The organism is Amycolatopsis sp. cmx-4-61, from assembly GCF_046548775.1.
Lineage (GTDB): Bacteria > Actinomycetota > Actinomycetes > Mycobacteriales > Pseudonocardiaceae > Amycolatopsis.
The window spans coordinates 1-13,333 of record NZ_JAEBEI010000008.1 but is presented as its reverse complement, the minus strand read 5'-3'; the positions used below and the strand labels follow the sequence as shown (position 1 = coordinate 13,333).

The following is a 13,333-nucleotide window of genomic DNA, read 5'->3' as shown; positions in this document are numbered from 1 at the left end:
GGATGGCCTACCGTGGTGGCATGGCCGACGACGGAGCTTCGCTGCCGGGCCAGAATCCTCGCTTCCACGAGGACCTGGTCGGCCTGGACCCGTACGACCCGGAGGCGCGCGCGTTCGCCGAGCACCTCGACCGCATCGAGCGGTGCGGTCCGAACTTCACCATCGAAGCCGCCCTCGACGGCGTCGCCGACTTCGCCGACTCCAGCAACCGGCTCGGCGGCCTGCGGTACTGGGTGGCGGCCCTGATCGTGGTGCTCATCGTGCTGGGCGTGATCGTGACCGCATGGGACATCGTCGTGCACGCCCTCGCCTGGCTCGCGGCGTAACGTGGATCGGGTGAAAGGTATGAAACCCGTTGTCGGCGCGACCCCGCGCGTCGTGAAGTCCGAGCAGGAATGGCGGGCGCAGCTCAGCCCCGACGAGTACGCCGTGCTCCGCCAGGCGGGGACCGAACGGCCGTTCACCGGTGAGTACACCGACACCAAGACCACCGGCGTCTACGCATGCCGCGCGTGCGGTGCCGAGCTCTTCCGCAGCGACACGAAGTTCGAGAGCCACTGCGGCTGGCCGTCGTTCTACGACCCGGCCGACTCCGACGCCGTGCTGCTGCGCGAAGACCGGTCGATGGGCATGAAGCGGATCGAGGTGCTCTGCGGCTCCTGCCACAGCCACCTCGGGCACGTCTTCGAGGGCGAGGGCTACCCGACCCCGACCGACCAGCGGTACTGCATCAACTCGATCTCGCTGAAGCTGGTGTCCGAGCCGGAGAACCCGCAGTCCTAAATCTCCCTTAAGCGAGCAACCACCCGCCCTCCCTCGAACGTAGTCTCCGCACACGGACGAGGGAGGGCGGACTCATGACCGACACCTGGGGCATTCCCGGACCGGTGTTCGCGGGGCTCTACGGCGGCCTGCTGCTCCTGCCGGCGCTGGCCGCCGTGGTGCGCGCCGGCCTCGTGCTGCGGGGCCGCGCGGGCGGCGGCCCGGACCGGCCCGAAGAACTCGCGCTGCTGACCGGCGGCCGCCGGCGCTTCGGCGAGTACGTCGTGGCCGGCCTGCTCGAACGGCAGGTGGTCCGGCTGGCCGGCAACGGGCAGCTGAGCCGCGTCACCGGCACCGCGCCCGACACCGTGGGACGCGAGGTGTTGAGCCGGATCGGCAAGCACGGCTCCTCGATCGAGCGGGTGTGCAACGCCGCCGCGAACCACAAGGTCGCGCGCGAACTGGAGACCGCGCTGATCGATCGCGGCCTCCTCGCCGATCCCCGGAAACTGCGCTCGACCTGGATCGCCACCGCGGTGGCGTACTGGGCCGTGGTCGCGGCCGGCCTGGTCCGGCTGATCGCCGGCGCGAGCACCGGGCACCCGGTGGGCATCCTGCTGGGCCTGCTCGCGGTGGGCACCGTCGTCGCGATCACCGTCACGGTCAAGGCGCGGAACCGGCCGGCGGTGAAGACCACCTTCGCGGGCCGGGCGGCGGCCCGCCGGGCCGCAACGCTGTCGACCGGAACGCTGTCGACCGGCGCGCCCGGGGTCGTCGCGGCGGAGGGCTTGGCCGGCCACCCCGACGAGGACGTCCGCGCGACGGTCACCCGGGCCGCTCAGCACGCCACGGCCCGCGCCCGCAACCGCCGGACCCGCCTGGCCGGGGCCGGGAGCGGCACCGCGGTCGGCTACTACGGCGGCAGTTCGTGCAGCAGTGGCAGCTCGTGCGGCGGGGGCGGCAGCTCCTGCGGCGGGGGCGGCGGTGGAGGCTGCGGCGGTTGAAACGCCGACGCGAGCGCGTGCGTCTCACAGCTACGGTAACCGCGACAAACTGAGGGGAGACGGGCGATGGACGACCCGTGGGGCATTTCCGGACCGGATTTCGTGGTCCTCTACATCGCGTTGCTCGGCGCGGTCCTGCTGGTCAGGGTCGTCGTGTCCGGGATCTTGACCAGCCGGGCGATGCGGGCGGACAACGTGCCACCCGGCCCGCCGCCGACGGTCTACCAGCTGGCCTTCCTGGCCGGCGGCCCCGACCGGGCCACCGACGCGGCGATCGCGGCGCTGGTGGAACGCGGACAGCTGCGCGTCAACAGCTACAAGCAGATCAGCCGGACCGCGGCACGGCCGGCCGAGCCGCTGGAGCGGGCGGTCCACGACGTGGCGCACCTGAAGACGACGGCGACCATCCGGGCGGCCATCCGCGGCTCCGCGGCGATGCGCGCGCTGGAGGAGGGCCTCGACCGGCGCGGCCTGCTGGCGCCGGCGGCCGCCAAGCGGCAGGCGCGGACGTTCGGGCTGGTCCTGCAGCTGGCCGTACTGGCGCTCGGCGTGGTGCGGCTGGTCAACGGCATCTCGCTCGGCCGCCCGGTCGGGATCCTGGTGTTCCTGGTGCTCGTCGCGGCGGTGCTGGCGATCGTGGCGGCGGTCCGCCGGTCGAAGACGGACGTGCGGCAGCCGTCGGCGGCGGGGCACCGCCTGCTGGGCCAGGCGCGGGCCGCGGCGAGCGGGCCGGTGCCGGCCGGGATGCTGGCCGGCGGCGTGCTGCTCGGCGGCGCGGCGGCCGCGGTGGCGCTGGGCGGCTGGGCGATGTACCCGGACGAGGAGCTGAGCACGGCGCTGGCACCGCCGGTGACGTCGTTCGGCGGCGGTGGCTCGTCCGGGTCGTCCGGGTCGTCCGGGTCGTCCTGCAGCAGCGGGTCGTCGTGCTCGAGCTCGTCGTGCAGCAGCGGTTCGTCGTGCGGTGGCGGCGGGTGCGGCGGAGGAGGCTGCGGTGGGTGAGCTGGGCATCGGGATCGGCTGGCGGCACGAGCTCGACCTGTCCATCGCGCGGCTGCCGGGCGTCGACTGGGTCGAGGTCGTGGCCGAGAACCTGCACGCCGACCACCTGCCGGAGACGCTGCTGGCCCTGCGCGAGCGGGGGCTGCCGGTGCTGCCGCACGCGGTCTCGCTGTCCCTCGGCGGGGCCGAGCCCCTGGACACCGGCCGCGTCCAGCACCTCGGGGAGATCGCGCGGGCGCTGGACGCGCCGCTGGTGAGCGACCACGTGTGCTTCGTCCGCGCGGGCGGGCTCGACTCGGGGCATCTGATGCCGCTCCCCCGCACGCGCGAGGCCCTGGACGTGCTGGTGGCGAACGTGCGGCTCGCCCAGTCCATCGTGGACGTACCGCTGGCGCTGGAGAACATCGCGGCGGTGCTCGACTGGCCGGACGCGGAGCTGACCGAGGAGCAGTTCCTCACCGAGCTGACCGACCGGACCGGCTGCCGGCTGATCATCGACGTCGCGAACCTGTACGCCAACGCGCGCAACATCGGCACCGATCCGGAGGCGTTCCTGGACGGGGTCCCGTGGGAGCGCCTGGCGTACGTGCACATGGCGGGCGGCGTCGAGCACGACGGCGTCTACCACGACACGCACGCCCACCCGGTGCTGCCGGAGGTGCTGGCGCTGCTGACGGAACTCCGCCGCCGCACGGATCCGCCGGGGGTGCTGCTGGAACGCGACGACGACTACCCGAGTGACGCCGAGCTGGCGGCGGAACTCGCGGCGTTGCGGACGGCGGTGACGGGATGAGCCGGGAGGAGCTGGCCAGGCGGCAAGCGGAGTTGTTGCGGGCGTTGCTGGCCGACGGCCCGCCACCGGAGGGCTTCGACCCGGCCCGGCTGCGGGTGGAGGCGCAGGTGCTGCGCCGGAAGCACGGGCGGGTGCTGGCGTTTCAGCGGCCGGAGGTGGCGGAGGCGCTGGGCGAGCGGTACGGGCCGTTGTTCGCGTCGTTCAACGCGGGCCGGCCCAAGCGGGCGGCGGAGAGGTCGGGGGCGTACGCGGACGAGTTCGTGCGGTGGCTGATCGAGGGTGGCCACTTGCCGAAACCGAAGCGGCGGCTGGTGGAGCGGCTCCGGCGCCGGTGATCCACAGCCTGGCGTGGTTGTGGACAACCCGGTCGTGGCCAGGGGTTTTGTCGGCGGGGGCCGGTAGACTGGAACCGGGCTCGGCCCCCAGGGCGGGTGGGAACCGACTCAGGGCGTCCAGGTCGGTTTGTCGACTCCCGGCACCCGCGTTCCGAACTCCCAGTACGGCTCCGCGCCCGGCAGCCCGCCGGCCATCCGGACCCGCGTCAGCCGGCCGTACCCGCTGTCCGCTTCCTCCAGCAGGTCCCCGTACTCGACGTCCACCGCCGCGGGATCCTTGCGCCCCAACGAATCCAGCCACCGGCCCGTGCCCGCCAGCGACAGCCGGGCGCGCCAGGTGCCCCCGTCGGTGACCTGCCGGTGCAACGCCGTCATCACCGCCGCCGCCGTGAGCCAGCCCGTGGCGTGGTCCAGCGCCTGGACCGGTAGCGGGGACGGCCCGTCCGCCGAGAACGCCAGGCCGCTCGACATCTGGACCAGGCTGTCGAACCCGCGCCGGCGGGCCCACGGGCCCGCCCAGCCGTACGCGCTCAGGTCCGCGATCACCAGGCCCGGCCGCAGCGCGGCCAGCTCCGCCGGCCCGAAGCCGATGCGCTCCAGCGCCCCCGGCCGGAACGACTGGACCAGCACGTCCGCCCGGCTGATCAGCTTCTTCAGCCGCGCGCGGCCGCCTTCGGTGTCCAGCGCCACGAACGCCGAGCGCTTGCCCTGGTTCGTGTCGCGCACCAGCGCCTCGACCCGCGGCAGGTGCGCCGCCCCGATGTGCAGCACGTCGGCGCCGTGCGCGGCCAGCACCCGGCCGGCCACCGGGCCCGCGAGCACGTGCGTCAGCTCCAGCACGCGGATGCCGCCCAGCGGGCGGTCCGCGTAGAACAACGTCCGCTTGGGAGCCGGCTCCACGGGCGAAAGCGAAACCAGCGGCAGCGAAGCCACCGCCTCCCCTTGCGGGTGCGCCGCCCACTCCGCGGGCGACCGCAGCTCGGCGGCCGCTCCCCCGGCGCTGACGACGGCGTGCTCGACCTCCCGCGCGCCGCGCCCGGCGACCGCCTTCTCGACCGCGCTGCGCGTCGCGGGCACGCCCAGGCCCCAGCACACCGCCGCTTCGTGGCGCGGGTAGTTGCAGTGCAGGCGCACCCAGCCGTCGGCCGCGCGGTAGTCGCCCGACAGCGGCGCCCAGGCGGACTCCGCGCCGACGCCGTCGACCCGCAGCAGCTGCTCGCTCCGGAACGCCGCGGCCGCGTGCCGGGTGTCGGCCGTGACCACACCGGGCTCGATACCGCGCACGCGAAGCATTTCCGCGGCCGCCAAGGTGGCCGCCGCGACGGAAGCGGTGGCGGCCACCGCCACCCGGTACGGCCCGGGCAGGACGTCCTCGGCGCCGGTCAGTTCGAAGGGGCCCGGCTGCGAGCCCGAAACGGCGTGCCAGACGCCCTCGACGACGTCCCGCACTACGGGAGCGCCGCGACGAGCTCGGCGGGCGGCACCCGGGTGCCGGTGTAAAACGGGATCTCCTCGCGCACGTGCCGCCGCGCCTCGGTGCCGCGCAGGTGCCGCATGAGGTCGACGATCCGGTGCAGCTCGTCCGCCTCGAAGGCGAGGATCCACTCGTAGTCGCCCAGCGCGAACGACGCGACGGTGTTCGCGCGCACGTCCGGGTAGTCGCGGGCTTCCTTGCCGTGGTCGGCGAGCATCTTGCGGCGGTCGGCGTCCGGCAGCAGGTACCACTCGTAGGACCGCACGAACGGGTAGACGCAGATGTACTTGCGCGCCTCTTCCCCGGCGAGGAAGGCCGGGATGTGGCTCTTGTTGAACTCGGCGGGCCGGTGCAGCGCGGTCTGGCTCCAGACCGGCGTCGACGCGCGCCCCAGCGGCGTCCGGCGGAACCCGGCGTAGGCCGCCTGGACCTGCTCGATCTCTTCGGCGTGCCACCAGATCATGAAGTCGGCGTCGGCACGCAGCGCGGAGAGGTCGTACACCCCGCGGACGACGACACCCTTGGCCTCGAGCCCGTCGAGGTACTCCGCGGTCTCGCGGCCGGCGGTCCCGCGGTCCTCACCCAGCCTGCCGGGTTCGATCCGGAAGACCGACCAGGTGGTGTAGCGGATGGTGTCGTTGAGCTCGTTGTAGTTGACCCGCGCCATGCGTCCATCCTGTCACCGCGGGCCCGCGCCCGCCGCCACGGGTCGGGGTGAGAGCACTCACGCGGTCAGGTGCGCCGCAACCCGCTGCGCCGCCGCCTCCGCCGTCGCCACGCACGCCGGCAACCCCACCCCGTGCAGCGTCGCCCCCGCCACCGCCAGGCCCGGGACCTCCGCCACCGCCTTCTCGATCCGCTCCACCCGCTCCAGGTGCCCGGTCCCGTACTGCGGCAGCCCGCCGCCCCACCGCGTCACCAGCGTCTCCACCGGAGCCGCCGTCACGCCCGTCAGGCGGGCCAGGTCGTCGCGGACCACGCGGACCAGCTCGACGTCGTCGAACTGCAGGGCGCCCGGCTCGCCGAACCGGCCGACCGAGCCGCGGACCAGGACCGGGCCGGTGCCGTAGTGGTCCCACTTGCGCGAAGAGAACGTGAACGCCTTGGCCGCGTACGGCTTGCCCGAGGCGTCGCCTTCGCCGGCGCCGATCAGGATCCCCGACGCTTCGGGCAGCGCCGTGCCGGGCGGCAGCGCCAGGGCGACCACCGCCATCGACGCCAGCTCGACCTCGCCGAACGCCGCCGAAGCCGCCGGGACCACGTCGGCCAGCAGGCGGCGGGCCGACGGGGCGGGCACCGCGAGCACCACCGCGTCCGCCTCGGCGAGGTTGTCCGCCGGGGCGTGCGCGGTCGGTGCCGCGCCGATGCGCAGCCGCCAGCCGGTGCCCTGCCGCGCGAGCTCGCACACCGGCAGGCCGGTGCGCACCTCGGCGCCGGACGCCGTGGCGAGCCGGTCGATCACCGCGCCCAGGCCACCCGGGACCGTGCCGAACACCGGCGCCGCCGACGGGTTCGCCGGCAGCTGGGCGGCCGCCGCCGCGGTCAGCGAGCCCGCGCCCGCCGCCAGCGCCGCGGCCAGGCCCGGCATGGTCGCGCGCAGGCCGAGGCCATCGGCCCCGCCCGCGTAGACGCCGCCGAGCAGCGGGTCGACCAGCCGGTCCACCAGTTCGTCGCCGAAGCGCTCGCGCAGCAGCGGCCCCAGCGGCACGTCCCCACCCGGCAGCCGCAGCCCGGGCAGCGACGGCTCGGCCGCCACGGCCGTCCGGCCCGCCTCGGACAGCACCCCGGCCACCGACTCCGCCGACGCCGGGACGCCCATCACCGTGCCCGGCGGCAGGCCGGTGACGCTGCCACCCGCGTGGATCTTGGCCCGGGCCTTCGTCGGGTGGACGACGTCGAGGCCGAGTTCACGGACGAGCGCGAGCATCTCGGGCCGCCGGACCAGGAACGCCTCGGCGCCGACGTCGTAAGGCACGCCGGCGAGCTCGGCCGTGCGCAGCTTCCCGCCCGGTGCCGTCGTCTTCTCGAACACCGTGATCGCGGCGTCGGGACCGAGCAGCCGGCGCAGCCGGTACGCCGCGGTCAGTCCGGAAACGCCGCCCCCGACGACCGCGACGCGCTTCACAGCTCGTGCACCAGCCGGGCCACCCGGGTCAGCACGTCGGGGTCGACGCCCGGCGGCACGCCGTGGCCCAGGTTGAAGATGTGGCCGTCGGCCGCCTTGCCCTCTTCGGCGATCCGCCGGACCTCCGCCGCCAGCACCGGCCAGGAGGCGTGCAGCAGCGCCGGGTCGAGGTTGCCCTGCACGACCGCGCGCCCGCCCAGGCGCCGCACGGCTTCGTCCAGGGGGATCCGCCAGTCGACGCCGACGACGTCCGCACCCGCGTCACGCATCGCGGACAGGAGCTCGCCGGTGCCGACGCCGAAGTGGATCCGCGGCACGCCGTACTCCGCGACGCCCGCGAGGACCTTCGCCGAGTGCGGCAGGACGAACTCGCGGTAGTCCCGCTCGGACAGCGCCCCGGCCCAGGAGTCGAACAGCTGCACCGCGTCTACGCCGGCGTCGAGCTGCGCGCGCAGGAACGTGAGCGCGACGTCGGCCAGCCGCCCGGCCAGCTCGTGCCACACCTCGGGCTCGGAGTGCATCAGCGCCTTGGTGTGCTCGTGGTTTCGGCTCGGGCCGCCCTCGATGAGGTAGCTGGCCAGCGTGAACGGCGCGCCCGCGAAGCCGATCAGCGGGGTGCCGCCGAGCCGCTCGACCAGCAACCGGACGCCGTCGGCGACCTTCGACACCTGCTCGGGCTCGAGGACCGGCAGCGCCTTCACGGCGGCGAGGTCGCGCACCGGCTCGGCCACCACCGGCCCGGTGCCGGGGACGATGTCGAGGTCGACGCCCGCGGCCTTGAGCGGCACGACGATGTCGCTGTAGAGGATCGCCGCGTCGACGTCGTGCCGGCGGACCGGCTGCAGCGTGATCTCGGCGAGCATTTCCGGGTCGAAGCAGGCGTCGAGCATGGGCACGCCCTCGCGCAGCGCGCGGTACTCCGGCAGCGAGCGGCCGGCCTGGCGCATGAACCAGACGGGCGGGCGGGCCGGGCGTTCGCCGCGCGCGGCGGCCAGGAACGGGGCTTCGGGCAGCTCGCGGCGGCCGGACGGGGCGGACTGGCGCGGCAGGGGCGTGGTCTGAGACATCGCCGTCAATCGTGCCACGAGCCCGGTGGGGCCGTTCTCTCGGCGCGCCTGCGCCCGCAACGGGGCGTGCCCGCCCTAAAGTCGGTGCGTGACCGCGATGACGCCAGTGCCCGAGCTCTTCCGCGAAGCCGTCGCGGCGCTGCAGTCCGTCCGGCCCCGCCGCGAGGTGCTGCTGGAGCCGATGCGGCCGCCGCAGCGGCTCGCGCCGTGGTCGTACGCGGTCAGCTGTGAAGTGTCCGGGCCCGCCGACGTGCTCGCCTCGGGACGGCTGGTCCTGCTGCACGACCCGGACGGCCAGGACGGCTGGGACGGCGTGCTGCGCCTCGTCATGTACGTGCGCGCGGAGCTGGACCGCGAACTGGCGACCGACCCGTTCCTGCCGGCGGTCGGCTGGTCCTGGCTGACCGACGCGCTGGAAGTGTCCGGGGCGAGCTGGAAGGCCCTCGGCGGCACGGTGACCGAGACGTCGTCGGCCCGGTTCGGCGACATCTCGGGGCCCGCCCGCACCGACGACCTGGAGCTGCGGGCGTCCTGGACGCCCGCCGACACCGAACTGCTGCCGCACGGGCAGGCGTTCTGCCAGGTCATGGCGAGCGTCGTGGGCCTGCCGCCGGTCGGGGTGACCCTCTTCGGTCAGCGCCAGGGCTCCTGACCCGGCCGTCCGGGCGATCTTCGGCAACGAATCGGCAACGACGGGCCGCCGCGGGCCGTCCCGCCTCCCGTTCTTGTACGAATGTGAGCAAAATTCACGTCCGCTGAACGCTGTTCACCCTTCCGCGGCCTCGGAGGGCCCTCAGGGCGTTCGTCGTGGCCCGAATGCTCACCTGAGTGCACCGGCGCGCGCCCGTGACGCCTGAGGACGTTTCACGTCTCCTCGTTCGTGGCCCCGTACGGTCACGCACCGCAACAAGATCGAATGGCGGCCCCGGCGGCCGTCCCACCCCGTCGGCGGACACGTACGGTCACGGTTTCCGGCCGGGACCGGCGTCCGCACGGCTTCGCGGCGGCCTCGGGCCAAGGCGAGTCGCGCCCCGGCCGGAGCCACATTCCGAGGCTTGGGGGAGCCCATCCGGCCCCTCGCCACTAGGCGCACCGGAAGCTGCACGGCTCATCTGCACGGCCATTTGGCCGCAGGTAACTCCTTAGCATCGTGTTCGCTGGGCTATCCGTTAGCAACCGGCCGTGTACTAGCCCGATCGTGTTACTACGAACCCACTGAGTGACTGTTCGTTTGAGATAGATACCCATTCGATCCCCCCGCGAAGGGCTCCGGGCGGCTACAGTGCCTTCGACGACACCACTTTCGGTCTAAAGCTGGCGCGGCTGAACGGCCGAAGGTCCCGGTGCCGGTCGGGGGGCACGACCGACTCCAGGGAGGTAGTGACGTGGCTACCGTCGGCTTATCTCAGGCCGTCCGATCCACGCCAGCCGGTGCATTGCCGGCGAGCATGGTTCCGCACCCGCGGGAAGAGCTTTTTTCCGTGTTGGTGGTCGATGACCACCCGCTGTTGAGGGAGGCAATCGCAGCAAGACTCGCACAGATGGGTGCGGGTACCGTCCACGAAGCCGCCACGGTGGCCGAGGCGAGGGCGCGAGCACAGGCCACCGGGCCTTGTGACCTGGCGATCCTCGATCTCGGACTGCCGGACGGCAGCGGCATCGAGCTGGTTACGGAACTCCGTAGCCACGGCTGGCCGCGCGTGGTGGTCCTCGCATCCTCGGACGACCCGTACGCGGTCCGCTCGGCCTTCCAGGCCGGGGCCCAGGCGTACCTGCTGAAGTCCGCGTCGCCGGTCGTGGTGACCGACGGCGTGCGGCGTGTGCTCGAGGGCGGCGTCTACGCCGACCCGAGCGTGGCTCCGGTGCTGGCCACCGGGACCCGCGTCGCGGGCACCGACAACACCCCGCGCGAGCTGTCCGCTCGTGAGGTGGAGGTGCTCCAGCTGGTCGCCGACGGGCAGTCCAACAAGGAGATCGGCGAAGAGCTTTCGCTCTCCGCTCTCACCGTCAAGTCCCACCTGTCCCGGATCGGGCGCAAGCTCGGCACGGGCGACCGGGCCCAGATGGTGGCGCTGGCCATGCGAGCCGGCGTGATCCGCTGACGCAAGCGAACAGCCCTGCGGGGCGGGCAGACCAGGCGCGGTATGCCCGTCCCGTAGGGTCGTCAACCATGGGAAGTGCAGAGGCCGAGGACACCGGGATGGAGATCGAGTCCACGGGCGGCCCTGTGCTGCTACGCGAACCCGCCGAGGGCACGCCTCCGGTGATCACCGACCCCGCCGCGCTGGCCGACGCCTGCGCGAAGCTCGCCGCGGGCTCGGGGGCGGTCGCCGTCGACACCGAACGCGCGTCCGGCTACCGGTACTGGCCCAAGGCCTACCTCGTGCAGCTGCGCCGCGAGGGTTCCGGCACGGTGCTGATCGACCCGATCGCACTGGCCGACGACCTCCAGCCGCTGCGCGACGTCCTCAACTCCCTGGAGTGGGTGCTGCACGCCGCCTCCCAGGACCTCCCCTGCCTCGCCGAGCTGGGCCTGCACCCGGCGGCGCTGTTCGACACCGAGCTGGCCGGACGGCTGGCGGGCTACGAACGCGTCGCGCTGGGCACGCTCGTCGAGCTGCTGCTGGGGTACACGCTCGAGAAGGGCCACAGCGCGGCCGACTGGTCGAAGCGGCCGCTGCCGGTCGACTGGCTCAACTACGCCGCTCTTGACGTCGAGCTGCTCATCCAGCTGCGGGAGAAGCTGGAAGCGGAGCTGGGCGCCCAGGGCAAGCTGGAGTGGGCGCGGCAGGAGTTCGAGAACGTCCGGACGGCCCCGCCGCCCGCCCCGCGGGCCGAGCCGTGGCGCCGGACGTCGGGCGTGCACAAGATCCGCAGCCCGCGCGGGCTCGCGGCGGTCCGCGAACTCTGGCAGGCGCGCGACGAGCTGGCCCGCAAACGCGACCGCGCGCCGAGCCGGATCCTGCCGGACAGCGCGATCGTCAACGCCGTCACGGCCGACCCGAAGACGGTCGAGGAGCTGCAGGCGCTGCCGGTGTTCAGCGGCCGCGTCCAGCGCAAGTACACGGCGAGCTGGCTGCGGCACCTGCAGGCGGCCCGCGCGCTGCCCGCTTCGGAGCTCCCGTCGCCTTCGCAGCCGACCGACGGCCCGCCCCCGGTGAACCGCTGGGCGGACAAGGACCCGGACGCGGCGGCCCGCTTGTCGGCGGCGCGCGCGGCACTGACGGCCATCGCGGAGGACCGCCGGTTGCCGGTGGAGAACCTGCTGCTGCCGGACCTGGTCCGCCGCACGTGCTGGCGTCCGCCGGCCGAGACCGACGAGGACTCGGTGGCCGAGGTCCTGCGCGCCGGCGGCGCCCGGCCGTGGCAGGTCGAGCTGACCGTGGCGGCGCTGAGCAAGGCCCTGCAGACCACCGCTTCCTGACAGATCCGGGACAGTTCCCGGAACCCCCCGGTCCGGGTCATCGGCTGCCCTAGGCTGCGCCGGAAACGACGCAGCGCCCGAAGGTCTCCGATGCCCGATTTCATGTCCGACCAGCCCGCCGTGCAATGCTTTCTCAGCTTCACGCACGAAGATGACGGTTTCCTCAATTTCGTCACGCCGCTCAAGAATTCGCTCGAGAAGTTCTGCGCTTCGGCGCACGGGCGCAAGATCGAGGTGTTCGTCGACCGCGAAAGCATCGGGTGGGGCGAGGACTGGCGGACGAAGATCCAGGACGGGCTCAACGCCGCGATGGTGTTCATCCCGGTCATCTCGATGAACTACTTCTACGAAAGCAGCGCCTGCCGGGAAGAGCTGACCGCGTTCTACGCCAAGGCGAACGAGCTCGGCCTCACCCAGCTGATCCTGCCGCTGATCGTGCTGGGGCACGAGCTGATCACCGGCCAGAGCGACGACGCCAACATCCGGATCATCGAGAAGCTCCAGTACGTCGACATCAAGGACGCGGTGCTGGCGGGCGCCGGCACGGCGGAATGGCGGCGCACCATGGACCTGGTGGCGGACCGGCTCATCAAGGCGATCCGTTCGGCGGAGGCGGCGCTGGAAAACCTCAGGAAATGCGACCGGCTGCTGCTGGCCGGAGTCACTCCCGAGAAAGACGGCCCGAGACTGCAGGAATACAAGGAGAACCTGACGAAGATCGGTGAACTGCTGGAGCGGCAGTTCGACGCGATCAGCCACTCGCTGGACGAACTGGCCGAGGAAATGCGCCAGGTGACCGGCGACGTGGCCGGGCTGGCCCCGGAGGCGATCAAGGCACGGGTGGTCCGCGCGGCCGACACGATCAAACCGATGGCGGTCAACATCCAGCAGGTCGGCACGACGTTCGAAACGACGGTCGCGGAAACCGATTCGACGATCCGCTCGTACATGCGCCTGATGGACTCGCACATGACACCGGACCTGCTCGACCGCGCGCGCCGCGAATACGACGAATTCGTCGAAATGCTGACCGGGGTGATGGAGCTGGAGGCCCGGATCACGGAATTCCTGACGCAGATCCGCCCCCTGGAGGCGATCAACGCCCCGCTGCGCGCGGCAATCCGGCCCCTGCGCGTCGGCGCGCAGTCGATGGAACTGGGGATACGCACGATGCGCGAAATGTCGAGGATCATCAGCAACCTGCTGGGCGGCCCACCTCGGCCCTAGGGCCTGTCCTCAAAGCTGGTGCGGGTGATCTGCTTTGATCTTCGGTCGTGGTGCGTAGGCATGAGCTGACCGACGAGCAGTGGCAGGTCATCGAGCCGTTGCTGCCGGTGTCGGGGGCGAAGG

At 73.0% G+C, this 13,333-nt stretch carries 14 protein-coding genes; 10 read left to right on the top strand and 4 right to left on the bottom strand.

Annotated elements, in window-relative coordinates:
* Nucleotides 1-20 precede the first annotated feature (20 nt).
* The 6 genes from ACLJOU_RS22835 to ACLJOU_RS22810 all read left to right on the top strand — a co-directional run bounded on the left by ACLJOU_RS22835 (nucleotide 21) and on the right by ACLJOU_RS22810 (nucleotide 3,893).
* Nucleotides 21-326, top strand: coding sequence for a hypothetical protein (locus ACLJOU_RS22835; RefSeq protein ID WP_410569727.1), 306 nt, complete (start codon nucleotides 21-23; stop codon nucleotides 324-326).
* Between the two features lie 19 nt (nucleotides 327-345).
* On the top strand, nucleotides 346-783 hold the full coding sequence (gene msrB, locus ACLJOU_RS22830; protein WP_410569726.1) for a peptide-methionine (R)-S-oxide reductase MsrB: 438 nt from the start codon (nucleotides 346-348) through the stop codon (nucleotides 781-783).
* A gap of 74 nt (nucleotides 784-857) precedes the next feature.
* Nucleotides 858-1,766 carry a TIGR04222 domain-containing membrane protein gene (locus tag ACLJOU_RS22825; RefSeq protein WP_410569724.1) on the top strand — a complete coding sequence of 303 codons (909 nt, stop codon included), beginning with the start codon at nucleotides 858-860 and terminating at the stop codon, nucleotides 1,764-1,766.
* A 66-nt stretch (nucleotides 1,767-1,832) separates the two neighbouring features.
* Nucleotides 1,833-2,765 carry a TIGR04222 domain-containing membrane protein gene (locus tag ACLJOU_RS22820; RefSeq protein ID WP_410569722.1) on the top strand — a complete coding sequence of 311 codons (933 nt, stop codon included), beginning with the start codon at nucleotides 1,833-1,835 and terminating at the stop codon, nucleotides 2,763-2,765.
* The gene (locus ACLJOU_RS22815) at nucleotides 2,758-3,558 is read left to right on the top strand and encodes a DUF692 domain-containing protein (protein WP_410569721.1); all 801 of its coding nucleotides are present in this window, start codon (nucleotides 2,758-2,760) and stop codon (nucleotides 3,556-3,558) included. The genes ACLJOU_RS22820 and ACLJOU_RS22815 overlap by 8 nt, the downstream gene beginning before the upstream one ends.
* Nucleotides 3,555-3,893 (top strand): hypothetical protein, encoded by a 339-nt coding sequence (locus ACLJOU_RS22810; protein WP_410569720.1) that lies wholly within the window; start codon nucleotides 3,555-3,557, stop codon nucleotides 3,891-3,893. Before ACLJOU_RS22815 ends, ACLJOU_RS22810 begins: the two co-directional genes overlap by 4 nt.
* A 108-nt stretch (nucleotides 3,894-4,001) precedes the next feature.
* On the opposite strand, the gene ACLJOU_RS22805 is transcribed toward ACLJOU_RS22810, so the two are convergent.
* From ACLJOU_RS22805 to hemE, 4 genes are read right to left on the bottom strand one after another with little or no spacing between them, the layout of a single operon-like run.
* A complete protein-coding gene (locus ACLJOU_RS22805) occupies nucleotides 4,002-5,342 on the bottom strand; it encodes a CoA transferase (RefSeq protein WP_410569718.1) in 1,341 nt (446 codons plus the stop codon).
* A complete protein-coding gene (gene hemQ, locus ACLJOU_RS22800) occupies nucleotides 5,342-6,034 on the bottom strand; it encodes a hydrogen peroxide-dependent heme synthase (protein ID WP_410569716.1) in 693 nt (230 codons plus the stop codon). Before hemQ ends, ACLJOU_RS22805 begins: the two co-directional genes overlap by 1 nt.
* Before the next feature lie 57 nt (nucleotides 6,035-6,091).
* Complete coding sequence (gene hemG / locus ACLJOU_RS22795; RefSeq protein WP_410569714.1) at nucleotides 6,092-7,492, bottom strand: protoporphyrinogen oxidase; 1,401 nt, start codon at nucleotides 7,490-7,492, stop codon at nucleotides 6,092-6,094.
* Nucleotides 7,489-8,559: a uroporphyrinogen decarboxylase gene (hemE, locus tag ACLJOU_RS22790; protein WP_410569713.1), complete on the bottom strand. Its 1,071-nt coding sequence runs from the start codon at nucleotides 8,557-8,559 to the stop codon at nucleotides 7,489-7,491. The genes hemG and hemE overlap by 4 nt, the downstream gene beginning before the upstream one ends.
* A gap of 88 nt (nucleotides 8,560-8,647) precedes the next feature.
* On the opposite strand from hemE, the gene ACLJOU_RS22785 reads away from it, so the two are divergent.
* From ACLJOU_RS22785 to ACLJOU_RS22770, 4 genes are all read left to right on the top strand, one after another.
* Nucleotides 8,648-9,211: a DUF3000 domain-containing protein gene (locus ACLJOU_RS22785; protein WP_410569712.1), complete on the top strand. Its 564-nt coding sequence runs from the start codon at nucleotides 8,648-8,650 to the stop codon at nucleotides 9,209-9,211.
* Between the two features lie 733 nt (nucleotides 9,212-9,944).
* Entirely contained in the window at nucleotides 9,945-10,661 is a 717-nt protein-coding gene (locus ACLJOU_RS22780) for a response regulator transcription factor (protein ID WP_033291604.1), read from the top strand.
* Nucleotides 10,662-10,759: 98 nt separating this feature from the next.
* Nucleotides 10,760-11,983 (top strand): HRDC domain-containing protein, encoded by a 1,224-nt coding sequence (locus tag ACLJOU_RS22775; protein ID WP_410570276.1) that lies wholly within the window; start codon nucleotides 10,760-10,762, stop codon nucleotides 11,981-11,983.
* 90 nt (nucleotides 11,984-12,073) lie between these two features.
* Nucleotides 12,074-13,210: a toll/interleukin-1 receptor domain-containing protein gene (locus ACLJOU_RS22770; protein WP_410569710.1), complete on the top strand. Its 1,137-nt coding sequence runs from the start codon at nucleotides 12,074-12,076 to the stop codon at nucleotides 13,208-13,210.
* The last annotated feature ends 123 nt before the right edge of the window (nucleotides 13,211-13,333 follow it).

Excerpts from the sequence above, each read along its gene's own strand:
- ACLJOU_RS22835 (WP_410569727.1), top strand. The coding sequence starts at position 21 with ATGGCCGACGACGGAGCTTCGCTGCCGGGCCAGAATCCTCGCTTCCAC.
- msrB (WP_410569726.1), top strand. The coding sequence starts at position 346 with ATGAAACCCGTTGTCGGCGCGACCCCGCGCGTCGTGAAGTCCGAGCAG.
- ACLJOU_RS22825 (WP_410569724.1), top strand. The coding sequence starts at position 858 with ATGACCGACACCTGGGGCATTCCCGGACCGGTGTTCGCGGGGCTCTAC.
- ACLJOU_RS22820 (WP_410569722.1), top strand. The coding sequence starts at position 1,833 with ATGGACGACCCGTGGGGCATTTCCGGACCGGATTTCGTGGTCCTCTAC.
- ACLJOU_RS22810 (WP_410569720.1), top strand. The coding sequence starts at position 3,555 with ATGAGCCGGGAGGAGCTGGCCAGGCGGCAAGCGGAGTTGTTGCGGGCG.
- hemQ (WP_410569716.1), bottom strand. The coding sequence starts at position 6,034 with ATGGCGCGGGTCAACTACAACGAGCTCAACGACACCATCCGCTACACC.
- hemE (WP_410569713.1), bottom strand. The coding sequence starts at position 8,559 with ATGTCTCAGACCACGCCCCTGCCGCGCCAGTCCGCCCCGTCCGGCCGC.
- ACLJOU_RS22775 (WP_410570276.1), top strand. The coding sequence starts at position 10,760 with ATGGAGATCGAGTCCACGGGCGGCCCTGTGCTGCTACGCGAACCCGCC.
- ACLJOU_RS22770 (WP_410569710.1), top strand. The coding sequence starts at position 12,074 with ATGCCCGATTTCATGTCCGACCAGCCCGCCGTGCAATGCTTTCTCAGC.